At 67.1% G+C, this 19,462-nt stretch carries 20 protein-coding genes; 12 read left to right on the top strand and 8 right to left on the bottom strand.

Translation table 11 applies throughout. The features are described 5' to 3' along the window. Positions 1 to 134 precede the first annotated feature (134 nt). Entirely contained in the window at positions 135 to 2,486 is a 2,352-nt protein-coding gene (locus tag ACWETB_RS00100) for a DNA polymerase III subunit gamma and tau (RefSeq protein ID WP_452208545.1), read from the top strand. 345 nt (positions 2,487 to 2,831) lie between these two features. Here ACWETB_RS00100 and ACWETB_RS00095 read toward each other — a convergent pair whose 3' ends face one another. Together ACWETB_RS00095 and ACWETB_RS00090 are read right to left on the bottom strand one after the other, a co-directional pair. After that, positions 2,832 to 4,169 (bottom strand): class I SAM-dependent methyltransferase, encoded by a 1,338-nt coding sequence (locus ACWETB_RS00095; RefSeq protein ID WP_452208544.1) that lies wholly within the window; start codon positions 4,167 to 4,169, stop codon positions 2,832 to 2,834. After that, positions 4,166 to 5,608 (bottom strand): FAD-binding oxidoreductase, encoded by a 1,443-nt coding sequence (locus ACWETB_RS00090; RefSeq protein ID WP_449744993.1) that lies wholly within the window; start codon positions 5,606 to 5,608, stop codon positions 4,166 to 4,168. The genes ACWETB_RS00095 and ACWETB_RS00090 overlap by 4 nt, the downstream gene beginning before the upstream one ends. 84 nt (positions 5,609 to 5,692) lie before the next feature. On the opposite strand from ACWETB_RS00090, the gene ACWETB_RS00085 reads away from it, so the two are divergent. From ACWETB_RS00085 to ACWETB_RS00050, 8 genes are all read left to right on the top strand, one after another. Further along, on the top strand, positions 5,693 to 6,133 hold the full coding sequence (locus ACWETB_RS00085) for an SRPBCC family protein (RefSeq protein ID WP_449744990.1): 441 nt from the start codon (positions 5,693 to 5,695) through the stop codon (positions 6,131 to 6,133). Positions 6,134 to 6,177: 44 nt separating this feature from the next. Then, positions 6,178 to 7,071: a pseudouridine synthase gene (locus ACWETB_RS00080; RefSeq protein WP_449744989.1), complete on the top strand. Its 894-nt coding sequence runs from the start codon at positions 6,178 to 6,180 to the stop codon at positions 7,069 to 7,071. Between the two features lie 280 nt (positions 7,072 to 7,351). Next, positions 7,352 to 7,687, top strand: a complete 336-nt coding sequence (locus tag ACWETB_RS00075) for a hypothetical protein (RefSeq protein WP_449744988.1) — start codon at positions 7,352 to 7,354, stop codon at positions 7,685 to 7,687. A gap of 49 nt (positions 7,688 to 7,736) precedes the next feature. Further along, the gene (locus tag ACWETB_RS00070) at positions 7,737 to 8,108 is read left to right on the top strand and encodes a YbaB/EbfC family nucleoid-associated protein (RefSeq protein WP_449744987.1); all 372 of its coding nucleotides are present in this window, start codon (positions 7,737 to 7,739) and stop codon (positions 8,106 to 8,108) included. An 8-nt stretch (positions 8,109 to 8,116) separates the two neighbouring features. Next, positions 8,117 to 8,728: a recombination mediator RecR gene (recR, locus tag ACWETB_RS00065; protein WP_348806318.1), complete on the top strand. Its 612-nt coding sequence runs from the start codon at positions 8,117 to 8,119 to the stop codon at positions 8,726 to 8,728. A 104-nt stretch (positions 8,729 to 8,832) separates the two neighbouring features. Beyond that, positions 8,833 to 9,330 carry a uridine kinase family protein gene (locus ACWETB_RS00060; protein WP_449744992.1) on the top strand — a complete coding sequence of 166 codons (498 nt, stop codon included), beginning with the start codon at positions 8,833 to 8,835 and terminating at the stop codon, positions 9,328 to 9,330. A 10-nt stretch (positions 9,331 to 9,340) separates the two neighbouring features. Beyond that, on the top strand, positions 9,341 to 10,069 hold the full coding sequence (locus tag ACWETB_RS00055) for a uracil-DNA glycosylase (protein WP_449744986.1): 729 nt from the start codon (positions 9,341 to 9,343) through the stop codon (positions 10,067 to 10,069). Positions 10,070 to 10,175: 106 nt separating this feature from the next. Further along, positions 10,176 to 10,475 carry a hypothetical protein gene (locus ACWETB_RS00050; RefSeq protein ID WP_449744985.1) on the top strand — a complete coding sequence of 100 codons (300 nt, stop codon included), beginning with the start codon at positions 10,176 to 10,178 and terminating at the stop codon, positions 10,473 to 10,475. 214 nt (positions 10,476 to 10,689) lie between these two features. Here ACWETB_RS00050 and ACWETB_RS00045 read toward each other — a convergent pair whose 3' ends face one another. Together ACWETB_RS00045 and ACWETB_RS00040 are read right to left on the bottom strand one after the other, a co-directional pair. After that, on the bottom strand, positions 10,690 to 11,412 hold the full coding sequence (locus ACWETB_RS00045) for a type 1 glutamine amidotransferase (protein WP_452208543.1): 723 nt from the start codon (positions 11,410 to 11,412) through the stop codon (positions 10,690 to 10,692). Then, positions 11,409 to 12,701 (bottom strand): MurT ligase domain-containing protein, encoded by a 1,293-nt coding sequence (locus ACWETB_RS00040; RefSeq protein WP_452208542.1) that lies wholly within the window; start codon positions 12,699 to 12,701, stop codon positions 11,409 to 11,411. Before ACWETB_RS00040 ends, ACWETB_RS00045 begins: the two co-directional genes overlap by 4 nt. A 66-nt stretch (positions 12,702 to 12,767) precedes the next feature. Between ACWETB_RS00040 and ACWETB_RS00035 the strand changes: the two genes are divergently transcribed. Together ACWETB_RS00035 and ACWETB_RS00030 are read left to right on the top strand one after the other, a co-directional pair. Continuing rightward, positions 12,768 to 13,826, top strand: a complete 1,059-nt coding sequence (locus tag ACWETB_RS00035; protein WP_452208541.1) for an alpha/beta hydrolase — start codon at positions 12,768 to 12,770, stop codon at positions 13,824 to 13,826. Between the two features lie 54 nt (positions 13,827 to 13,880). Next, the gene (locus ACWETB_RS00030; RefSeq protein ID WP_452208540.1) at positions 13,881 to 14,462 is read left to right on the top strand and encodes an HD domain-containing protein; all 582 of its coding nucleotides are present in this window, start codon (positions 13,881 to 13,883) and stop codon (positions 14,460 to 14,462) included. Here ACWETB_RS00030 and ACWETB_RS00025 read toward each other — a convergent pair. The 3 genes from ACWETB_RS00025 to ACWETB_RS00015 all read right to left on the bottom strand — a co-directional run bounded on the left by ACWETB_RS00025 (position 14,454) and on the right by ACWETB_RS00015 (position 17,778). Next, on the bottom strand, positions 14,454 to 15,389 hold the full coding sequence (locus tag ACWETB_RS00025) for an EamA family transporter (RefSeq protein WP_449744980.1): 936 nt from the start codon (positions 15,387 to 15,389) through the stop codon (positions 14,454 to 14,456). The two genes, ACWETB_RS00030 and ACWETB_RS00025, sit on opposite strands and share 9 nt — an antisense overlap. 381 nt (positions 15,390 to 15,770) lie before the next feature. Next, positions 15,771 to 16,793 (bottom strand): LLM class flavin-dependent oxidoreductase, encoded by a 1,023-nt coding sequence (locus ACWETB_RS00020; protein WP_449744979.1) that lies wholly within the window; start codon positions 16,791 to 16,793, stop codon positions 15,771 to 15,773. 7 nt (positions 16,794 to 16,800) lie between these two features. Continuing rightward, positions 16,801 to 17,778 (bottom strand): cupin domain-containing protein, encoded by a 978-nt coding sequence (locus tag ACWETB_RS00015; protein ID WP_449744978.1) that lies wholly within the window; start codon positions 17,776 to 17,778, stop codon positions 16,801 to 16,803. Positions 17,779 to 17,871: 93 nt separating this feature from the next. Here ACWETB_RS00015 and ACWETB_RS00010 point away from each other — a divergent pair, with 93 nt between their 5' ends. Then, positions 17,872 to 18,351 carry an anthrone oxygenase family protein gene (locus tag ACWETB_RS00010; protein WP_452208539.1) on the top strand — a complete coding sequence of 160 codons (480 nt, stop codon included), beginning with the start codon at positions 17,872 to 17,874 and terminating at the stop codon, positions 18,349 to 18,351. Between the two features lie 18 nt (positions 18,352 to 18,369). On the opposite strand, the gene ACWETB_RS00005 is transcribed toward ACWETB_RS00010, so the two are convergent. Further along, positions 18,370 to 18,765, bottom strand: coding sequence for an SRPBCC family protein (locus ACWETB_RS00005; RefSeq protein ID WP_449744976.1), 396 nt, complete (start codon positions 18,763 to 18,765; stop codon positions 18,370 to 18,372). Between the last annotated feature and the right edge of the window lie 697 nt (positions 18,766 to 19,462).

Below are 19,462 nucleotides of genomic sequence, written 5' to 3'. Positions count from 1 at the left end.
CCAAGACTCACTTAACTCTATGCCAAGTAGACGAATCACCCGTAAGTGTTAGATACGAATAGTCAAACTACACCGACGAGAGGCCCTATGGGGGAGAGGATCGGACTGTCGGTGATCGCCGGTACTCTCGACGCGTGGCTCTGTATCGCACCTATCGCCCGGCGACATTCGCCCAAGTCGTGGGGCAGGAGCATGTCACCGATCCCCTCAGCCGCGCGCTCGACAGTGGCCGGATCAACCACGCCTATCTGTTCTCGGGGCCGCGCGGATGCGGCAAGACGTCCTCGGCCCGCATCCTGGCGCGGTCGCTGAACTGTGCACAGGGTCCGACGTCGACGCCGTGCGGTGAGTGCGCGTCGTGTGTCGCCCTGGCACCTGGCGGTCCGGGCAATCTGGACGTCATCGAACTCGACGCGGCCAGCCACGGCGGCGTCGACGACACCCGTGAGCTGCGGGATCGCGCGTTCTACGCTCCCTCGGAGTCGCGGTACCGGGTGTTTATCGTCGACGAGGCCCACATGGTCACCAACGCGGGCTTCAACGCGTTGCTCAAGATCGTCGAGGAGCCGCCGGAGCACCTCATCTTCGTCTTCGCGACCACCGAGCCGGAGAAGGTGCTGCCGACCATCCGGTCGCGTACCCACCACTATCCATTCCGGCTGCTGGCGCCGCCGGTGATGCGAGGACTGCTGGAGAACATCTGCGCGCAGGAAGGCGTGCAGGTCGGCGCCGACGTCTACCCTCTGGTGATCCGCGCCGGTGGCGGTTCGCCACGTGATTCGCTGTCGATTCTGGATCAGTTGCTGGCCGGTGCCGGTGAACAGGGCGTCACCTACGACAGGGCGCTCGCGCTGCTCGGCGTCACCGACATCGCGCTCATCGACGACGCCGTGGACGCCCTGGCCACCGCCGACGGTGCCGCACTGTTCGCCGTCGTCGAAAAGGTCGTCGACGCCGGACACGATCCACGCCGCTTTGCCGTGGATCTCCTGGAACGACTTCGCGATCTCATTCTGCTGCAGGCGGTTCCGGACGCGGCCGAACGTGGCCTGGTGGAGGCGCCCGGTGATCAGCTCGCGCGCATGACCGCGCAGATCGAACGACTCGGACCGGGCGGACTCACCCGCTTCGCCGAGATCGTGCACAACGCGCTCGGCGAGATGCGCGGCACCACCTCGCCGCGACTGCTACTCGAGGTGATGTGCGCACGCATGTTGCTGCCGACCACCTCCGCCGACGACGCCGCGTTGCTGCAGCGTCTGGAACGGCTCGAATCCGGGGTGGTCGTGGCCGGGCCCGCAGCGTCGGGTGCTGCGGCGGCATCCGCGCCGACGGTGCCGCCGACGTCTGTGTCGTCCTCACCTGTGCCGCAGGCGCCGGTGTCCGCCTCGCCGGCCGACGAGCCGCCGCCGAAGTACGTCCGTCCGTCGCAACGCAAGGCCGCAGAGGAACGTGCGGCTGCACCGGAACCGGAAGCCGTGGCCCGGCCGGAACCCGTGGCCCAGCCGGAACCCGAAGTCCAACCGGCGCAGCCGGACCCGGCTCCGGCGGAGTCGATCCCCGCCGTGGAGTCGACCCCCGTGGACTCGACCCCCGTGGAGGTGGCGCCGAAGCCGGAGCCGCCGCGACCCGACGAACCCCGGCCCGCCCCTGCTTCCGCACCGGAAACCGGCACCACCATGCCGGGTCCGCGCGGAGGCGGGAATCCGACTGCGCCGCAACCACCGTCACGCCCGCAACCACCGTCACGCCCGCAACCGACCCCGGCGCCCGTCGCCGCCGTTGACGACATCCCACTGCCGGACGAACCCGTCGACGAGTACGAGGTGCCGCCGGACGAGCCGGGTGTGGCCACGCCGCGGCCCGCACCGACACCTGTGCCCGACCCGGAGCCGGCACCGTCGACCGGTCTCGACCTCGACACCGTGCGCAAGCGGTTCCAAGAGGTGCGCACCGCGGTCAGGTCGCGGTCGAAGAGCCTCGAGCCGATGCTGTCGGCGGCCGTTGTCGACGACTTCGACGGCACCACGGTCACACTCGGGCATCCCATCGAGGTGCTGGTCGGTCGATTGTCGTCGCAGCACGCGGTGGGGATCATCCGTGAAGCACTGAGCGAGACCTTCGGTGGCGATCTCGAGGTGCGCATCGTCCTTCGTGGCGCCACCGCCGCGGCCCCGGCCACCTCGACCGCACCGCAGCAGGGGGCGAGCGCGGCCAAGCGGCAGACCTACGCGCGGCCGAGTCGTGCCCGCCAACCCGAGGCGGGCTCCGAGGCGGTAGCTGCGGAACCGGAACCCGAGCCCGAACCCGAACCGGAGCCGCCACGACCGGACGAGGAGATCCCCGACGCGGAACGCGCCGAGATGGTCGCCGACGCCCACAACGCGACGCCCGACGCCCGAATCGATCCCGACAAGCTCGCCCTCGACCTGCTGCAGACGGAATTGGGTGCTACGCCGATCGACTCGTCCGAACACGGACTCTGACGACGCACTGACAGCGCTCTGTCTGACGTTGACAGCGCTCGCGTAGTCACTGACAGCGCTCTGTCCTGCACTGACAGCGCCTCGTAGGACGTTGACGGCGCTTACGTAGTCACTGACGGCGCTCGGATTGATGGTCCGCGTGGTCTGCGGATTCAGCGTTGAGCGCTGTCAACGGGTGGGAGAGCGCTGTCAACGCACCGTAGAGCGCTGTCAACGGGTGGGAGAGCGCTGTCAACGATCGTGCGGCGGACGTACGTCCGCCGCACGCAACGTCACCGAACGTTCGCGGTGCGGTACCGCGACCAGTGGGGCTACTCGACCGACTGGGGCCAAGCGACTGCGTGACTACGCGTTCCACCACGGGCGCAGCGGAAGGTCCTGACGGCCGTCGGCGTCGAGTTTGACGCCGAGGACGTGATGCAGTTGCACGATGTCCCGCTCGAAGCCGATGCGGCAGCCTGCCATGTAGAGACCCCACAGGCGGGCAGTACCCTCGCCGACCTCGGCCACCGCCTCATCCCAATGCTCGACGAGGTTGCGGTTCCAGTCGCGCAGGGTCATCGCGTAGTGATAACGCAAGTTCTCCTCGTGGATCACCTCGACGCCACCGATGTCCTGGAGCTTGGAGATGATCTTGCCGGAACCGGTGAGTTCGCCGTCGGGGAAGACGTAGCGGTCGATGAACGAACCGGCTCGCATGTTCTTCCCGTTGTCCGGACGGGTGATGCAGTGGTTCAACAACATTCCGCCGACGCGGAGCTTGTCGCGCATGAACGAGAAGTACGCCGGATAGTTGCCGACGCCGATGTGTTCGGTGAGGCCGATCGACGAAACCGCATCGAACTCGGCCTCGGGCACATCGCGGTAATCGCTGTGACGTACCTCGGCCAGATCGGACAGACCCTCGTCGATGATCGCCCGCTGCGCCCACTCGGCCTGCTCGGCCGAGAGGGTCACGCCGAGCACCTTGACGCCGCGACGGGCGGCGTACCGCACCATTCCGCCCCAGCCGCAACCGATGTCGAGGAGGCGGTCACCGGCCTTGAGGCGGAGCTTGTCGAAGATCAGTCGATACTTGTTGTCCTGCGCTGTTTCCAGCGATGCATCGTGGTCCGGGTAGACAGCGCAGGTGTAGGTCATCGACGGTCCGAGGACCCACTCGTAGAAGGTGTTGGAGACGTCGTAGTGATAGTGGATGACCTCGGCGTCGCGAGCCTTGCTGTGCCGTAGGCCTTCTGCGAAGCGTCGCCACCGCGGCAGGGCCTCCTGCGGGGGTGGGGCGATGGGCTTGAAGTGTTCGATACCGAGGGATCGGGCGATCTGTGCGAGCGTCAGCGGCGACGGCCGCTTGAACTCCAGGTCCGACGCAAGTGCCTGCAGTGCTCCGTACGGATCGCCGGGATGTGCACCGATCAACTCGAGATCGCCTGCGACATATGCCCGTGCGAGTCCGAGATCGCCGGGGGCGGTGACGAGATAGGTGGTTCCCCGCGGTGTTTTCAGGTTGAGGCCGAACTCGGCGTCCTCAGGTCCGGCCGAACTGCCGTCGTAGGCGGTGATCCGTATGTTGAGGCTGCCGCCCATGATGGATTCGAAGACCTGGGCGAGATTGAGTTTGCCTTGTGTGGCATCGGTTTTCGTGATGACGCCGTTGGTCGACGCGCTGTCCTTGTAGGTCGTCATTGCCGTTTCACCGCTTTCGCATAGAGGTCCAGCAGTCGGCCCTTGGGGTCGTACCGCTTCTTGAGCAACCGATAGTGTTCGCCCCCGTAGAGCTCATCGAATTCCTCTGGACTGTAGAAGGATTCCGAATACAGGGACTTGTGGCCATCGAGTTCGGCCACCTCTCGTTCGATCAGTTTGTTGGCGTATCCGGGATCACCCGGCGTCACCGGCACCGCCGACCAGAAACCGACGTTGACATATGTTCGGTGCGGCTCCAGCGGATACAACGGCCACGGGCGGGACGCATCACGTCGAGTGTGCTCACCCTGTACGTCGGGTGTATCCGTCGGTCCGCCCTTCGTGCCGGCATCATCCCGTAGACGCAACGGGCACAACCAGATCGGCTCGATGGGGATGTTCTCCAGGAACCATTCGAGGTAGGCGGTGGTGTTCTCGATCGGCACCTCGATGTCCTGCACCACCCGCTCGTTCGCGGGTAGGCCCTTACGGGCGTTGATCCGGTCGGCGATGTTGAACCGATGGTCGTAGCCGATCAGCTTCCAGTAGAAACTGCTGCGCAACAAGCGTTTCGGCCACACTCGACGCACGCGCGGATTCTGGGCACCGAAGGCGCGGGAACACCAGAACCAGTCGGTGTCCCAGCGCCACAGGTAGTCGTGGATCGTCAACCGGTCGCGTTTGGGTGTCATCTGCGGCGCATGCTGGATCGACCGGTAGTAGATGTCCATGCCGGTGTAGTCACTGACCGGGCCCGGCTCATCGGTCTGGCGCCCGAGTGTCAGATACGCCTCGTCGGCGGTGAACACGGTGCCGTCCAGGTAATCCACGCGTTCGCCGTCGTAAGTGCGGTCGCCGACGATGACGTCCATGGTGCGTTGCAGTTCGGCGAGATCGGTGAATCGCACATGCCGGAGAGCGACGAAGGGTTGCACTGTCTCCAGTTCGATCTTCAAACGTACCGAATATCCCAGCGTGCCATACGAATTCGGGAATCCGAAAAAGAGGTCGGCGTAGCTGTTGGTGGGTGTGGCGGTGACGATTTCGCCGTCGCCGGTGAGGATGTCGATCTCCAGCACCGATTCATGCGGAAGGCCGTTGCGAAAGGAGGTGCTCTCGATCCCCAATCCGGTGACCGCGCCGCCCAGCGTGATGGTCTTCAACTGCGGAACGACTTTCGGCGCCAGGCCGTAGGGCAGCGTGGCGGCGACGAGGTTCTCGTAGGTACACATGCCCGCGACGTCGGCGGTTTTGGCCTCGGCGTCGACGGAGATGACCCGGTCCAGACCGGACACATCCAGGCCGGGGTGTGGATTCTTCGCTCGCGCCCGGAACAGATTCGAGGTCTTCTTCGCGAGTCGGACGGTGGCCTGCGGGGGGATGGCGCGATAACTGTTCAGGAGGGTTGCCACGCCCTCCTCGAATGCCGCTGCCCCCATCTCCAAGTCTGCAGAGCTCACTTGGCTAGCCTAGGACCTGAGCCTCATGCCCGCCAATCAATACCTGACGAAGGAGCCCGGCCCGTGGGTCAGATTTCTGCAAGCCAGTCGACCGAGATCGCCGCTACCCCGGACGCCGTGATCGGCGCGCTCGCCGACTACAACGAGGTCCGCCCGGCGATCCTGCCCGAGCAGTACCGCGACTACTCGGTGATCAGCGGAGGCAACGGCGACGGCACCGTCGTGCACTGGATCCTGCAGGCCACCTCTAAACGTCAGCGCGACGTGAAGGCCACCGTGGCCGTCTCCCCGGACACCATCACCGAACGCGACGAGAACTCGACGATGGTGACGACGTACAAGGTCGCTGCCGCCGGAGCGGGCAGCACCGTCACCACCACGACCACGTGGAACAGCAATGCCGGCGGCATCGGTGGTTTCTTCGAGAAGACCTTCGCACCCAAGGGCCTCGCCAAGATCCAGGCCGCCCTGTTGGCCAATCTCAAGACCCGGCTGGAGAAGTAATCCCTGAACGCCCGCGTCGTCGGGGTCGGTCACGGCCGTCGCCGTTGCCGCCCCGCGACGGGGTCGACGCCACCCGCGTGGTGCTGCGTTCCGGGCCGGAGTCGACGATCCGCGATTGCCTTCGGACCACCCCGTCGCTGGCGGATATGTCCGACGAGGCACTGCAGGCGCGCGCCGAGCGAGGCGAGATCGTCGACGCGGAGGGCGTGCCGGTCCACCTGTCCGCGCCGGCGACCATGAACAGCTCGATCTACCTCTACCGGGACCTGCCCGACGAGGTGCCGATCCCGTTCGACCTGCCGATCCTCCACCGCGACGACGACATCGTCGTCGTCGACAAACCCCACTTCCTGGCGACGATGCCCCGGGGGCGGCATGTGACGCAGACGGCGCTGGTCCGGTTGCGACGAGAACTCGGCACGGACCTCGTGGCCCCGGCGCATCGTCTCGACCGCCTCACCGCGGGCGTCTTGCTGTTCACCCTTCGCCCCGAAGTGCGGGCCGCCTATCAGGACCTGTTCGCCACGCGCCGCGTCGACAAGGAGTACCGCGCTCTGGCCCCGCCGGCCGACTGGTCCGGGACGCGGACGGTGCGCGATCGCATCGAGAAGACGGCCGGGGACCTGCGCGCACGCGTCGTCGACGGCCCGGTCAACGCGATCAGCGACATCACCGAGGTCGAACGATCCGTCCACGGCTCGGTCTATCGCCTCGTCCCGCACACGGGCCGCACCCACCAACTCCGGCTGCACATGGCCTCGCTCGGCGTGCCGATCGTCGGCGATCCGCTCTATCCGGAGGTGGACGCCGACCTCGCCGCGCGGCCCGATCACGGTGACTTCGCGCAACCGCTGCGTCTGGTGGCGTACTCGTTGGCGTTCACCGACCCGATCAGCGGGGAGCACCGGTGCTTCACCTCCCGCCGGAGCGTGCGCTGACGTCGTCGAGTGGGCGCTACTTCCCGTCGAGTGAGCGCTGATCTGCGTCGAGTGTGCGTCGAATCAGATCAAGTGTGCATATCGCCATGCGCGGGTGGAGGCCTGAACGCCCACTCGACGGGATGCGGCGCCCACTCGACGGGAAACAGCGCCCACTCGACGGGAAACAGCGCCCACTCGACGGGATGCGGCGCCCACTCGACGGGAAACAGCGCCCACTCGACGGGAAACAGCGCCCACTCGACGGGCAGTAACCTCCCTCCCCGCTACCCTGCGTTCTGTGACGATCCGGGCCTCCTACGAACGCCACCCCGACCTCGGCTGCGAGGCGGTGGTGTTCATCGACGACGAGTCGATGGCCTGTTTCCAGATCCAGCGCGATCTGGTGGGCAGCGACCGCGCGAATGATCGGTACTGCATCTCCACCGGCGCCTCCGCACCGATCTACGACGCGATCGTCGACTGGCGACGCGTCGACGACAACCGGCTGGAGTTCGTGCTGACCCAGCGCGCGGGACGCCTCTTCGGCGACAGTGACCTGTCCTTCGAGATCACCCCGGTCGGCGACGACACCGTCGACGAGATCGTCGATCACGTCGCGCGTCTGCTGCGCTGACCCGGCGCGCCCACGGACCCCCCGCAGCACGGCGACTACTCTGGAGCCCGTGAATCAACCTTTCGACCCGAGTGCCCTCTTCGGCGGCGGTGGTGCCGGCGGCGAGAACCCGATGGCGGGTCTGCTGCAGCAGGCCCAGCAGATGCAGGCCAAGCTCCTCGAGGCGCAGAACGAGATCGCCGCGACCGAGGTGACCGGAACCGCAGGCAACGGACTGGTCAGCGTCACTGGAAACGGGACGGGTGAGGTCACCGCGGTGACCATCGACCCCAAGGTCGTCGATCCCGACGACGTCGAGACACTGCAGGATCTTCTGCTCGGCGCCCTGGCCGATCTGGCGCGCAAGCGCGAGGAACTCGCGGGCGAGAAGATGGGGCCCCTGGCCGGCGGACTCGGCGGCGGACTGCCCGGACTCGGCTGAGGGCGGACGTGTACGAGGGGCCGATCCAGGATCTGATCGATGAGCTGGCCAAACAGCCGGGCCTCGGGCCCAAGGGAGCCCAGCGCATCGCCTTTGCGCTGCTCGCCGGCGAGAAGAAGGAGATCGATCGGCTGATCTCGGCGCTCGGCCACGTCCGCGACGACGTCACCTTCTGCGCCGAATGCGGCAACGTGTCGGCCAACACGCTGTGCCGGATCTGCTCGGACGCCCGACGGGATGCGACGACGATCTGCGTCGTCGAGGAACCCAAGGACGTGCACGCCATCGAGCGGACCAAGGAGTTCCACGGGCGCTATCACGTGCTCGGTGGCGCCCTCGACCCGCTGTCCGGGATCGGCCCGGATCAACTCCGCATCCGTGAACTGTTGCGTCGACTGGCCAACACCCCCGACGGCAATGACGTGACCGAGGTGATCGTGGCCACCGACCCCAACACCGAGGGCGAGGCCACCGCCACCTATCTGCTGCGCATGCTCAAGGATTTCCCAGGGCTCAGCGTCACCCGACTGGCGTCCGGGCTCCCGATGGGTGGCGACCTGGAATTCGCCGACGAACTCACCCTCGGTCGCGCCCTGTCGGGCCGCCGGGCGCTCGCCTGAGACCGCCCGTGTCCGCGACCGCCGCTGCATCCGGTCAAACCGGTACCGCCGGACCGCCACTGCCCGACGAACTCGACGCCCGCCTCGACGATCTCGCCGCCGAGATGATCTCCGGCATCGTTGCGATCGACGGTCCGTCGGGTGCGGGCAAGTCGACGGTCGCCGACGCGCTGGTCGCCAAGCTACGAGCCCGCGGTACCGGTGTGGTGCTGGTCCGCACCGATGACTTCGCCACCTGGGACAATCCGGTGGCGTGGTGGCCGGAGCTGGAAACCGATGTGGTGCATGCCTTTATCCGCCGACGCGACTATCGGTACCGGCCGCGCGTGTGGGTGGACGGCGTCCCCGAGATCGGCAGCCGGATCTGGTATCGCTGGGAACCGTTGCTGGTGATCGAGGGGGTTTCCGCGGCGCGGCGACGCATCGCCGACCGCCTCACCTACTCGCTGTGGCTCGACGGTGCGCCCGCCGCCGAACGGCTCGAACGGGCCGTCGCCCGCGACGGCGAGGAGTCCCGACCGTTTCTGCAGCGGTGGCAACAATTCGAACGCGGCTGGTTCGCCGTCGACCGCACCCGGGACCGATGCCGGGTGCTGGACTGAGCAGATCCCGATGGGCCGACGCCGCACCTTCACCGACATCGCCGACCTCGATGCCGCGATCGTCGAGTGCCGGGCCTGTCGACGGCTGGTGGCGTGGCGGGAACGGGTCGCGCGCGAGAAGCGTGCGGCGTTCGCCGACCAGACCTATTGGGGCAGAGCGGTTCCCGGGTTCGGACCGGCCGACGCCGCGATGCTGATCCTGGGTTTGGCGCCGGCCGCCCACGGTGCCAATCGCACCGGCCGGATGTTCACCGGCGATCAGAGCGGCGACGTCCTGTTCCGCGCGCTCTACGACGTCGGGCTGGCAAGCCGTCCGGACGCGATCTCCGCCGACGACGGCATGGAACTGTTCGGGGTACGGATGACCGCGCCGGTGCATTGCGCGCCACCGCAGAATCAACCCACACCGGCCGAACGTGATCGCTGTTCGCGGTGGCTGGCCGCCGAACTCGCCTTGCTGCGACCGACGCTGCGGTCGGTGCTGGTGCTCGGGGGATTCGGCTGGCAGGTGGGATTGCGAACCTTCGCCGACCTCGGCTGGGAGGTGGCCCGGCCACGACCGAAGTTCGGTCACGGCGCCCGCACGGTCATCACCGCCGGCGACGATCACCTGACCGTCGTCGGCAGCTATCACGTCAGCCAGCACAACACCTTCACGGGTCGCCTCACGCCGGCGATGCTCCGCGAGGTGATCGTCGACGCCGCCCGGACCGCGGGACTGCCCACGCTGCGGCGTTGACAGCCGGCCCACCGGTGGATGCCAGGATCGGGCCAGTGTCGGTGGGCATCGTCGAAGGCGGACATCGAATACCCCCGATGCGATGAGACGACGACAGGGACCGCCGATGAGAAATGACGACGACGTCTGCCGCTGCGGACATCCCCGCGCCATGCACGAGCACTACCGAGCCGGATCGGACTGCGGACATTGCGGATTCGCCGGGTGCGCGAAGTTCCGCAAGACGCGCAGACCGATCGCTCGGGACGAGGCGGCCGCGCGGCGCCCCGCACTGCGCCTGGCGCCCGCTGTTCCCATGGCCACTGTTCCCACGACCACTGCACCCGAGAACACCGCACCCGAGGTCACGGGATCGCGACGCCACCCGGTTCGGGTCGTCGCCGACGACGATCGGCGCGCGGGCTGAGCTCACCCGAAAAGGGGACATAGCGTGCATACCGCCGTTCGGTGATCGGCGCAGAGCGTAGGGTGTCGTAATGGTCGGGCGCGCAGATCACCGTTGTCGATGTAGTCATCCGAAGTCAGCACATGAGCATTACCGTGCCGGAACAGATTGCGCGATCTGCGGCGCGGACCGATGCCCCAGGTTTCGCCGGATGTACTGGTGGTCGCGTGCCGATTCAGCCCCGCCGGCCGGCGGCGAGACGCTCGGTGCGCAGCCGGTCAACCTCTGGGAGGTCAAGCGGCGCAAGCGTATCGGTCCCCATGGCCCGGGCCAGGAGAAGATCGGCTAATTCGGGGTTACGTGCCAGCGCCGGTCCGTGCATGTATGTACCGATGACCGATCCGCTGACCACACCCTCGGTGCCGTCGCCGACCCCGTTGCCGACGCCGTGCCTCACCCGCCCCAGCGGTGACGAGTCCGAACCCAACGTGCTTCCGCCCCGATGGTTTTCGAAACCGCTCAACGGCTGGGTCAAACCCTCGAGGACGGGTTCGGTGACCAGTTCGCCGATGCTCCGTGTCGCCTGCGGTGACGTCGTCAGATCGAACACTGAGATGCCGTCGACGCGTTCGCCGGCCGAGGTCTCATACCAATGTCCGAGCACCTGGATGGCCGCGCAGATCGCCAGCACCGGCCGTCCCGCGGCCGCGGCCCGCTGCAGTCCGGGGAATCGCGTGAGGTGCCGCGTCGCCAAGCGCTGCGCGTAGTCCTCGGCACCACCGAGGGTGTACACGTCCAGCGAATCGGGCACCTCGTCGTCGAGGGTGATCTGGATGACCTCGGCGTCGATCCCGCGCATCCGGGCGCGTTGACGCAGGATCAGTGCGTTGCCGCCGTCGCCGTAGGTGCCCATCACGTCGGGCAGGACGAGGCCGATCCGCAGGGTCGATTCGCTCACTGTTCTGCCTTCCGGGCACGCTCGGCGCGTTCGATGGCGGTGTTCAGGTCGCGGAACGCGGTGTAGTTGGCGAGCACCTCGACCCGCCCGGGCGGGCAGGATGCGATGGCGGCCATGGGGTCGTCGATCGTGGTGTGTTCGGCGCCGGCGTAAAGCAGTCGCACCGACAGATCGGCGGCCCGCTCACCGGAGGCCACGACCTGCATGGTTTCGAACGCCTCGAATCGCACATCCCACAACCACGACAGATCCTCCCCGTCGGGGACCTGCCCGTTGACCGCGATGACCAGACCGTCGGCGTCCTGATCGATCATCGACAGCGCCTCCTGCCAACCCGCGGGATTCTTCGCCAGTAACGTGCGCACCGAATGATTGCCGACCTGATGGATGCCGTAACGCCCGGCGACCTCGCCGACGGTCTGCACCGCGGCGACGGCCTTGGCCGGGTCGGCGCCCATGACGACGGCGGCGGCCACCGCCTGCGCAGCGTTGCCTCGGTTGGCGCGCCCGGGTACCAGCAGCGACATCGGTGAGGTGAATCCGTCCGGGCCGTACAGGTTCTCGTCGTCGAACCACCAGTCCGGTGACGGGCGACGGAAGTTCTCATCGCCGGTGGAACGCCAGTCACCATCCGTGCCGCGAATGATCGGCTCTCCGGTCCGCGGGCAGCTCACCGAGTCACCCACCCAACTCGCACCCGCGGCCACCCAGACGACCTTGGGTGCGTCGAACGCCGCCGAGGTCACCAGGACGTCGTCGCAGTTGGCGACGACGGTCATGGCGGGGTGTCTGGCAATCCCGGCGCGCAGCCGACGTTCGATCATGTTGATCTCGCCGACGCGGTCGAGCTGATCGCGGGACAGGTTCAGCGTCACCAGCACCTCGGGGTCGGTGGCGTCGCTGACGTGTGGGACGTGGAGTTCGTCGACCTCGAGTGCGCATACCGGCGCCGAGCGTTGCAGGCTCAGTGTCGCGATGATCCCGGCATCCATGTTGGCGCCGTCGGCCTGGGTGGCCACCTCACCGAGTTCGGCGAGGGCCGCGGCGGTCATCCGGGTGGTCGTCGATTTGCCGTTGGTGCCGGTGATCAGCGCAGTCCGCTTGCCGGCCGCGAGGCGCGACATGATCTTCGGGTCGATCTTCTCGGCGACCAGGCCGCCGATCATTGAGCCCTTTCCGCGGCCTGCGGTGCGGGACGCCCATCGAGCGGATGCGGCGGCGGCCAGGGCCACCGAGGTGCGCAGCGGGACGCGCGTCGCGGACGATGACGGGGTGTCGCGGTCGGGCATGTGGACGAGTCTGGCACAGCGATGCGCGCGGTGCCGTGACGGAACCGGCGAGTAGTGTCGCGGGGTGTGAGCAGGGCCACGACATCGACACTTCCGCTTCCGTTACGACCGGTCCGCGCGGCTCTGAGCCGCATCGGCCACATTCCTGCGGTGGTGCCGGGAACCCTCGCGCGGTTCTGCCCGGTCAACGCCGACGGCGAGCACATCGCCCCGGATATGCTCGCCACCGCGGTCGTCATGGGCCTCATCCCGGGTGGTGATCTCGGTGGGGTCACCCCGGAACACGCCCGTAGGAACCTCGTCGTGAACGCCGGGGTCGGCGGCGAGAAGACACCGGCACTCGCGGTCGTCGAGGACCTCGCCATCGACTCGCCGGACGGGCCGATTCCCGCGACCCGCTACCGCGCCGAGGTCACCACCACCGGGTTGATCGTGTTCTTCCACGGCGGTGGATTCGTCCTCGGTTCCCCGGCCACGCACGACGGGTACTGCCGACGGCTCGCGATCGACACCGGCGCCGACGTGCTCTCCGTCGACTACCGCCTGGCGCCCGAGCATCCGTTCCCGGCGGCGGTCGACGACGCGTTGGTCGCCTGGCGTTTCGCGGTGGCAAAGGCCGCGGAGTGGGGTGTGCCCGCCGACCGCCTCGTCGTCGCCGGTGACAGCGCGGGCGGCAACCTCGCGGCGGTGGTGTCTCAGCAGGTGCGGGGTGAGGATGTGACGCCCCGACTGCAGGTGCTGCTCTACCCGATCACCGACCACACCCGGGAGGGTGGCTCCCGGGAGGAGTTCGCAACGGGGTACCTGCTCACCAAGGCGCGGATCGACTGGTTCGACGAGAACTACGTTCCGGCCGACGCCGACCGCACCGACCCGCGGCTCTCGCCGCTGTTGGCCACCGATCTCAGCGGCCTCCCGCCCGCCCACGTGGTGGTGGCCGGCTTCGACCCGTTGCGTGATGAGGGCATCGCGTACGCGGATGCGCTTGTCGCAGCCGGGGTTTCGGTGTCCCTGGAACGGGACGGCGGACTCATCCACGGTTTCGCCAACATGACCGGGTACAGTCCGTCGGCGCGGCAGGCGGTGTCCCGCATCCACGAGACGATCGCGGCCGCGCTGAGCTGAGTGGCGTACGTCGCCGGAATGACCGGCAGGGCAAGCCGCGGGTACCGTGAGGCCATGCAGGTGGACATGCCGGTCGGGCTCGTCGCCGACCTCGACGCACGCTGGAACGAACCACACCGTCGACACCACGATGCCCGGCATCGCGACGAAATGCTGAGCGCGCTCGATGTTTTGGCGGAAGCAGGTGAGGAGTTCGACGTTCGCCCGGTGGTGCTGGCCACCTGGTTTCACGACGCGGTGTACGAGGTGTTCGGCGAGGACAACGAGGGGGCGTCGGCGCGCCTGGCCGCCGATCTTCTCGGTGCCGACGACCCGGACGTCACCGAGGTGGTCCGCCTCGTCGAGTTGACCCGGACCCACGACCCGTCATCCGACGACCGCAATGGTGGGGTGTTGTCGGATGCGGATCTGTGGATTCTGGGTGCCGATCCGGCGCGGTACCGCGAGTACGTCGATGCGGTGCGGGACGAGTATCAGGCGGTCCCCGACGACCTGTTCCGCAGCGGGCGTGCACAGTTGTTGCGGGACTTGCTGTCTCACGATCATCTGTATGTCACCGCGACGGCGCGGCGGCTGTGGGAGGCCGATGCGCGGCGCAATGTGGCAGCCGAGATCGTCGAGCTCACGTCAGGCTGACGAGACAAGCTCGTGCTCTTGAGTTCTGGCGGGCTTCGGCCGCGAGCGCGGCGACGCGATCACCCCGGCGGCGCAGCCGGCGATGACGAGTGCGGCGCCGCCGAGTTCGACCCGCGACGGGACCTCGTCGAGTAACAGCCAGGACGCGCTGATCCCGACGACCGGCACCAGCAGTGACAGCGGCGCGACGCGGCTGGCCTCGTAGCGTTTCATCAGCATCGTCCACAGACCGGATCCGGCGATGGTGCCGAGCAGCACCACGTACGCCAGCCCGACCAGGGCGAGTAGTCCCGATGACGTGCTCAGCGAGGTGAGCGACGCGAGATCGGCCGCGGGGCCCTCGGTCGCCAGGCTCATCAGCAGGAAGGGGAGGGGCGGGACCACCGACATCCACAGCGTCATGCGAAGTGCGTCGTCCGGTTGGGATAGGCGACTGCCGATGTTGCCGAACGCCCAGGACAGTCCGGCCAGCACGGTCAGCACCATGGGTGCCACGATGCCGAGTCCGATCGCGGAGTGTCCGGCGCGGTCGGCGCCGATGAGGACGATGCCCGCCACGGCGACGGCGATGCCGAGAACCTGGGCGGGCACCAGACGTTCACGCAGGAACACCACGCCCAGGAGCACTGTGAACGGCGCGGAGGTCTGCAGGACGAGGGAGGCGAGGCCGGTCGGCATACCGAGATCCATCGCTAGGAACAGGAAGGCGAACTGCCCGAAGCCGAATCCGACGGCGTAGAGCAGGAACCAGCGCATCTGCACCTTCGGGAAGCGGACGAACGCGATCACCGGCACCGCCATCACCGCGAACCGCAGGGCGGCGAAGAAGAACGGCGGAAAGTGATCGAGGCCGACGCGAATCGCGATGAAGTTCAGACCCCACAGGACGACGACGGTGAGTCCGAGCAGGCGATCGCGTGTGGTCATGCAGCCATCGTCGAGCCCATATCGATGAAGGACAAGCGAATTTAACTGGATGAACGATGTAGATCTGCTACATGGTCCGTCTTGAGTGGGTCTCCCTCCGCTCTCCGCCGGCGAGGCCGCCCCCGCTGTCCGCGTGGCCCGCCGCCGCTGGGCCGAGTAGGTCTTCACTGGCTGGGTGGCCCGCCTCCCGCCGGCCGAGTAGGCACCTCCCTCCGGCAGGGCCGACCTTCCCCCCGCCGGCCGAGTAGGCCCGAGGAACGAGGGCCGTATCGAGGTCACCTCCGCAGCGTCACGCCGGAACCGTCACACCGGAGACCCACGCCCCGCCGGCCGAGTGGCCCGAGGAACGAGGGCCGTATCGAGGCCACCCCGCCGCACGCCTCAGCGCCAGCCGAGTGCGGGCGCCACCTCCGTGAGGATCGACTCGATGACGTGCGCGTTGTATTCGACGCCGAGCTGGTTGGGCACCGTCAGCAGCAGGGTGTCCGCGGCGGCGATGGCCTCGTCTTCTCGGAGTTGTTCGATGAGTTTGTCGGGTTCGTCGGCATAGCTGCGTCCGAATCGGGCGAGTCCGCCGTCGATGTGGCCGACCTGATCCGAACTGTGGCGGTCGCGACCGAAGTAGGCGCGGTCCATCTCGTTGGTGAGCGCAAAGATGCTGCGGCTCACCGATACTCGGGGTTCGCGCTCATGTCCGGCCTCGGCCCACTTGTCGCGGAACCGTTGGATTTGCTCGGCCTGCAGCTTGTGGAACGGGATGCCGGTGTCCTCGGTGAGCAGCGTCGAACTCATCAGATTCATGCCCTGTTCGGCGGTCCATTCGGCGGTGGCCCGGGTTCCGGCACCCCACCAGATCCGCTCCCGCAGTCCCGGCGACTGCGGCTCAATGCCGAGCAGGCCCGGGGGATTCGGGAACATCGGGGACGGGTTGGGTTCGGCAAACCGCGCGCCGTCGATCAGCTTGAGGAAGACGTCGGTGTGCTGGCGGGCCATGTCGGCGTCGGAGACCCCTTCCGGCGGAATGTATCCGAAGTACTTGTAGCCCTCGATGACCTGCTCCGGGGACCCCCGGCTGACGCCGAGTTGCAGGCGCCCTCCGGCGATGAGGTCCGCCGCGCCCGCGTCCTCGGCCATGTACATGGGGTTCTCGTAGCGCATGTCGATGACGCCGGTGCCGATCTCGATGCTGCTGGTCTTCGCGCCGATCGCGGCGAGCAGGGGAAACGGCGAGGCGAGCTGGTGTGCGAAGTGGTGAACACGGAAGTAGGCACCGTCGGCGCCGAGCTCTTCGGCGGCCACGGCTAGGTCGATGGATTGCAGTAGGGTGTCGGCGCCGGAGGTCGTCTGTGACCCGGGCGAGGCGGCCCAGTGTCCGAAGGAGAGAAAACCGATCTTCTTGGTCATGACACCTTTAACCGGACTGGGGTCCGGATTGTTCCGTGGTGTGTGCGGTTCGGTCGGTGGCCCGTCGTCGATGGACTGCCGGGCTCACGCCGTACCGGCGTTTGAACGCTGTACTCAGGGCGAAAGCGCTTCCGTAGCCGACTCGCCGGGCGATCACGTCCAGGGTCGCGTCGGTGTCGTCGAGCATGTCTGCCGCCACCGAGAGCCGCCACGTCGCCAGGTACGTCATCGGAGGTGCGCCCACCAGCTCGGTGAAGCGGCGGGCCATCACAGCCCGGGATATCCCGACCTGTTCGGCGAGTGAGGCGACCGTCCACGGATGATCGATGTTGTTGTGCAGCAGTCGAAGCGACTGCCCGACGAGGCGATCGGAATGGGCCCGTACCCAGGCCGGACCGTGTCCGGCGGCGAGTGCGCGGCGCAGCGCCGTGATCAGCAGGAGGTCGAGCAGTCTGCTGAGGACCGCCTCCTGCCCGGGTGCGTCCACGACGGCTTCGGACTCGGTCATCGCGACCAACGGGTCGTCGTGGCTCGCGACGACGGTGATCCGGTTCAGTGAGTCGAGCAGGTGTCGTCCGACGGTGCCGGTCTGGTACGTGCCCACCAGCATCACGGTGTCGGTGTCCCGGACGGCGTCCGTATTACCCCAGGACCGAACGCCGAAACTCATCTGCTCGGCCACGCTGTGGCGTCCCGTGGGATCCAGGCAGTGCCCGCTCTCATCGATGATCGCGATCGGCGGGCAGTTCGCTGTGGCGCCAATCGTGTACGGTTCGGTGCCGCGGATGAGCGCGACGTCGCCGACGTTCAGTGGTGACGTCGTGCCGTCGTCGTAGCTCAGCACCGCGTCGCCGCGGGTGACCGCGACGACGGTCAACGGGGCACGATCGGTGATGCGCACGGCCCAGTCGCCGGTCATCACCATTCGCAGGATCATCGGATCGACGGCACGGGGGCCGTTCAACAGCAGACCGAGAGCATCCATTGCCCGACGATAGCGCTTGCTCGAGACGATCGATAATGGAATCGATCCTTCGGATAATGGAAACGCTCATCGCTTCGTAGTGAAGTTGATCTCGTGACCATCCTTCGAGCGATCACCCTGATACTGAACCTGGTGACCGGTGGGCTCGTCGCGGGCCTCTTCGCCGCCTTCTCCTACGCGGTGATGCCGGCCCTCGACCGCACCGGCCCGAGCACGGCCATCGCCGCGATGCAACGGATCAATGTGGTGATCGTCAATCCGATCTTCCTGGCGATCTTCATCGGAGGACTAGTGTTTGCGATTGCCGGGACCGTCCTGACCTGGCGCGACGATCTGCGCTGGTGGGTGCTTGCCGCCGCCGTACTCTACATCGTCGCGTTTCTCGTCACCGGTATGGCCAATGTTCCGCTGAACGACCGGCTGGCGGATGTGGGAACGATCGAACCTGTTGCGGCGCAGCAGGTGTGGTCGGATTACATCGTGCCGTGGGTGCGTTGGAACACCCTTCGCGCCGTTCTGCACACCACGTCGGTGGCGGTTCTCGCCGCCGGCCTCGTGCTGACGCGCGGCTGAGCACCTGCCTCGATCTGGTCAGTCACCTTGTTCCAGTATCGATTTGAGCATCGCCAGGTCGGCGTTGACCATCTCGGCGTCCCGCTCAAACTCTGCGTCCGACATCTCGCGCTGGCGAAGAGTGAAGACCACTTCGGCACCATCGGGATGAGCAAGCACCCGAATGGGATTGGTCACCGTGGCCCCGCTCGGCAGGATCACGTCGTGATCGAGGACCCCGAGATCATTGTGTCGGACAAAGCGAACCGTCACCGTGCCCATCGGCGACTCGACGAAGAGGTCGTCACCGCTCCTGGTCACCGTCGAGGTGGCAAGGCCCGCAGCCCACCGCGGCAGGTTGTCGGGTTCGGCGGCGAACTCGTACACCCGCTGCGGGCTCGCGGCGATGACGGTGCTGAGATGTCGACTACGCATACGTCCATAGTGCACCCGCCCACCGACAAAGCCAGAGGGCTACGCATCTTGCCGGTGACGGCTCTCCTCATCACTGACAGTGCTTTCGGTTGCGCTGACAACGCTCCGAATTACGTTGACAACAATCCAATCTCGTTCTCGTCGACCTCATCCCGCCGATCGCGCCGACCTCATCCCGCCGGTCGCGCCGACCTCATCCCGCCGGTCGAGGCGTCCCCATCCCGCCGGTCGAGCCGACCCCAATCCGCCGGTCGAGGCGTCCCCATCCCGCCGGTCGAGCCGCGTTTATCCCGCCGGTCGAGCCGACCCGGAGCGCTAGCTGCCGCGTTGAGCTCCGTCGAAACGGAGGGTCGAGTCGAGACCAGGTGACATGACGCTGGAACCCCCACCACCACAACACCTCCCACGAAACGCGCCGCCCCATACCACACCCCACCGACAAGAAAATCCCGCCGACAACAAGTTATCCACAGACCAAACGTTATGCACAGCAACAGGATTCACGAAACCGACCCTTGCGCCGACCGCCAACGAGGCGTACCGTGGTGTACATGACATCGGGGGAACTTGACATCACCATCGACTTGTTGGCGGAACTCGACTTCACCACCGGCGGCCTCACCCACGAGGACGCAAAGAGTGCGCTGCACGCCATCGTGGTGATCCGCAACCTCGCCGATCACCACGCCAGTGTGCT

The sequence above is a fragment of the Gordonia sp. NPDC003950 genome (assembly GCF_053605205.1).
This window is presented reverse-complemented; position numbering and strand designations above follow the sequence as displayed.

What these genes read in the sequence shown, in the direction of transcription:
- ACWETB_RS00040 (WP_452208542.1), bottom strand. Translation starts at nt 12,701, where the DNA reads ATGCCCGACCGCGACACCCCGTCATCGTCCGCGACGCGCGTCCCGCTG.
- ACWETB_RS00050 (WP_449744985.1), top strand. Translation starts at nt 10,176, where the DNA reads ATGAGAAATGACGACGACGTCTGCCGCTGCGGACATCCCCGCGCCATG.
- ACWETB_RS00030 (WP_452208540.1), top strand. Translation starts at nt 13,881, where the DNA reads ATGCAGGTGGACATGCCGGTCGGGCTCGTCGCCGACCTCGACGCACGC.
- ACWETB_RS00015 (WP_449744978.1), bottom strand. Translation starts at nt 17,778, where the DNA reads ATGGATGCTCTCGGTCTGCTGTTGAACGGCCCCCGTGCCGTCGATCCG.
- ACWETB_RS00025 (WP_449744980.1), bottom strand. Translation starts at nt 15,389, where the DNA reads ATGACCACACGCGATCGCCTGCTCGGACTCACCGTCGTCGTCCTGTGG.
- ACWETB_RS00095 (WP_452208544.1), bottom strand. Translation starts at nt 4,169, where the DNA reads ATGACGACCTACAAGGACAGCGCGTCGACCAACGGCGTCATCACGAAA.
- ACWETB_RS00055 (WP_449744986.1), top strand. Translation starts at nt 9,341, where the DNA reads ATGGGCCGACGCCGCACCTTCACCGACATCGCCGACCTCGATGCCGCG.
- ACWETB_RS00090 (WP_449744993.1), bottom strand. Translation starts at nt 5,608, where the DNA reads ATGGGGGCAGCGGCATTCGAGGAGGGCGTGGCAACCCTCCTGAACAGT.
- ACWETB_RS00060 (WP_449744992.1), top strand. Translation starts at nt 8,833, where the DNA reads ATGATCTCCGGCATCGTTGCGATCGACGGTCCGTCGGGTGCGGGCAAG.
- ACWETB_RS00005 (WP_449744976.1), bottom strand. Translation starts at nt 18,765, where the DNA reads ATGCGTAGTCGACATCTCAGCACCGTCATCGCCGCGAGCCCGCAGCGG.
- ACWETB_RS00020 (WP_449744979.1), bottom strand. Translation starts at nt 16,793, where the DNA reads ATGACCAAGAAGATCGGTTTTCTCTCCTTCGGACACTGGGCCGCCTCG.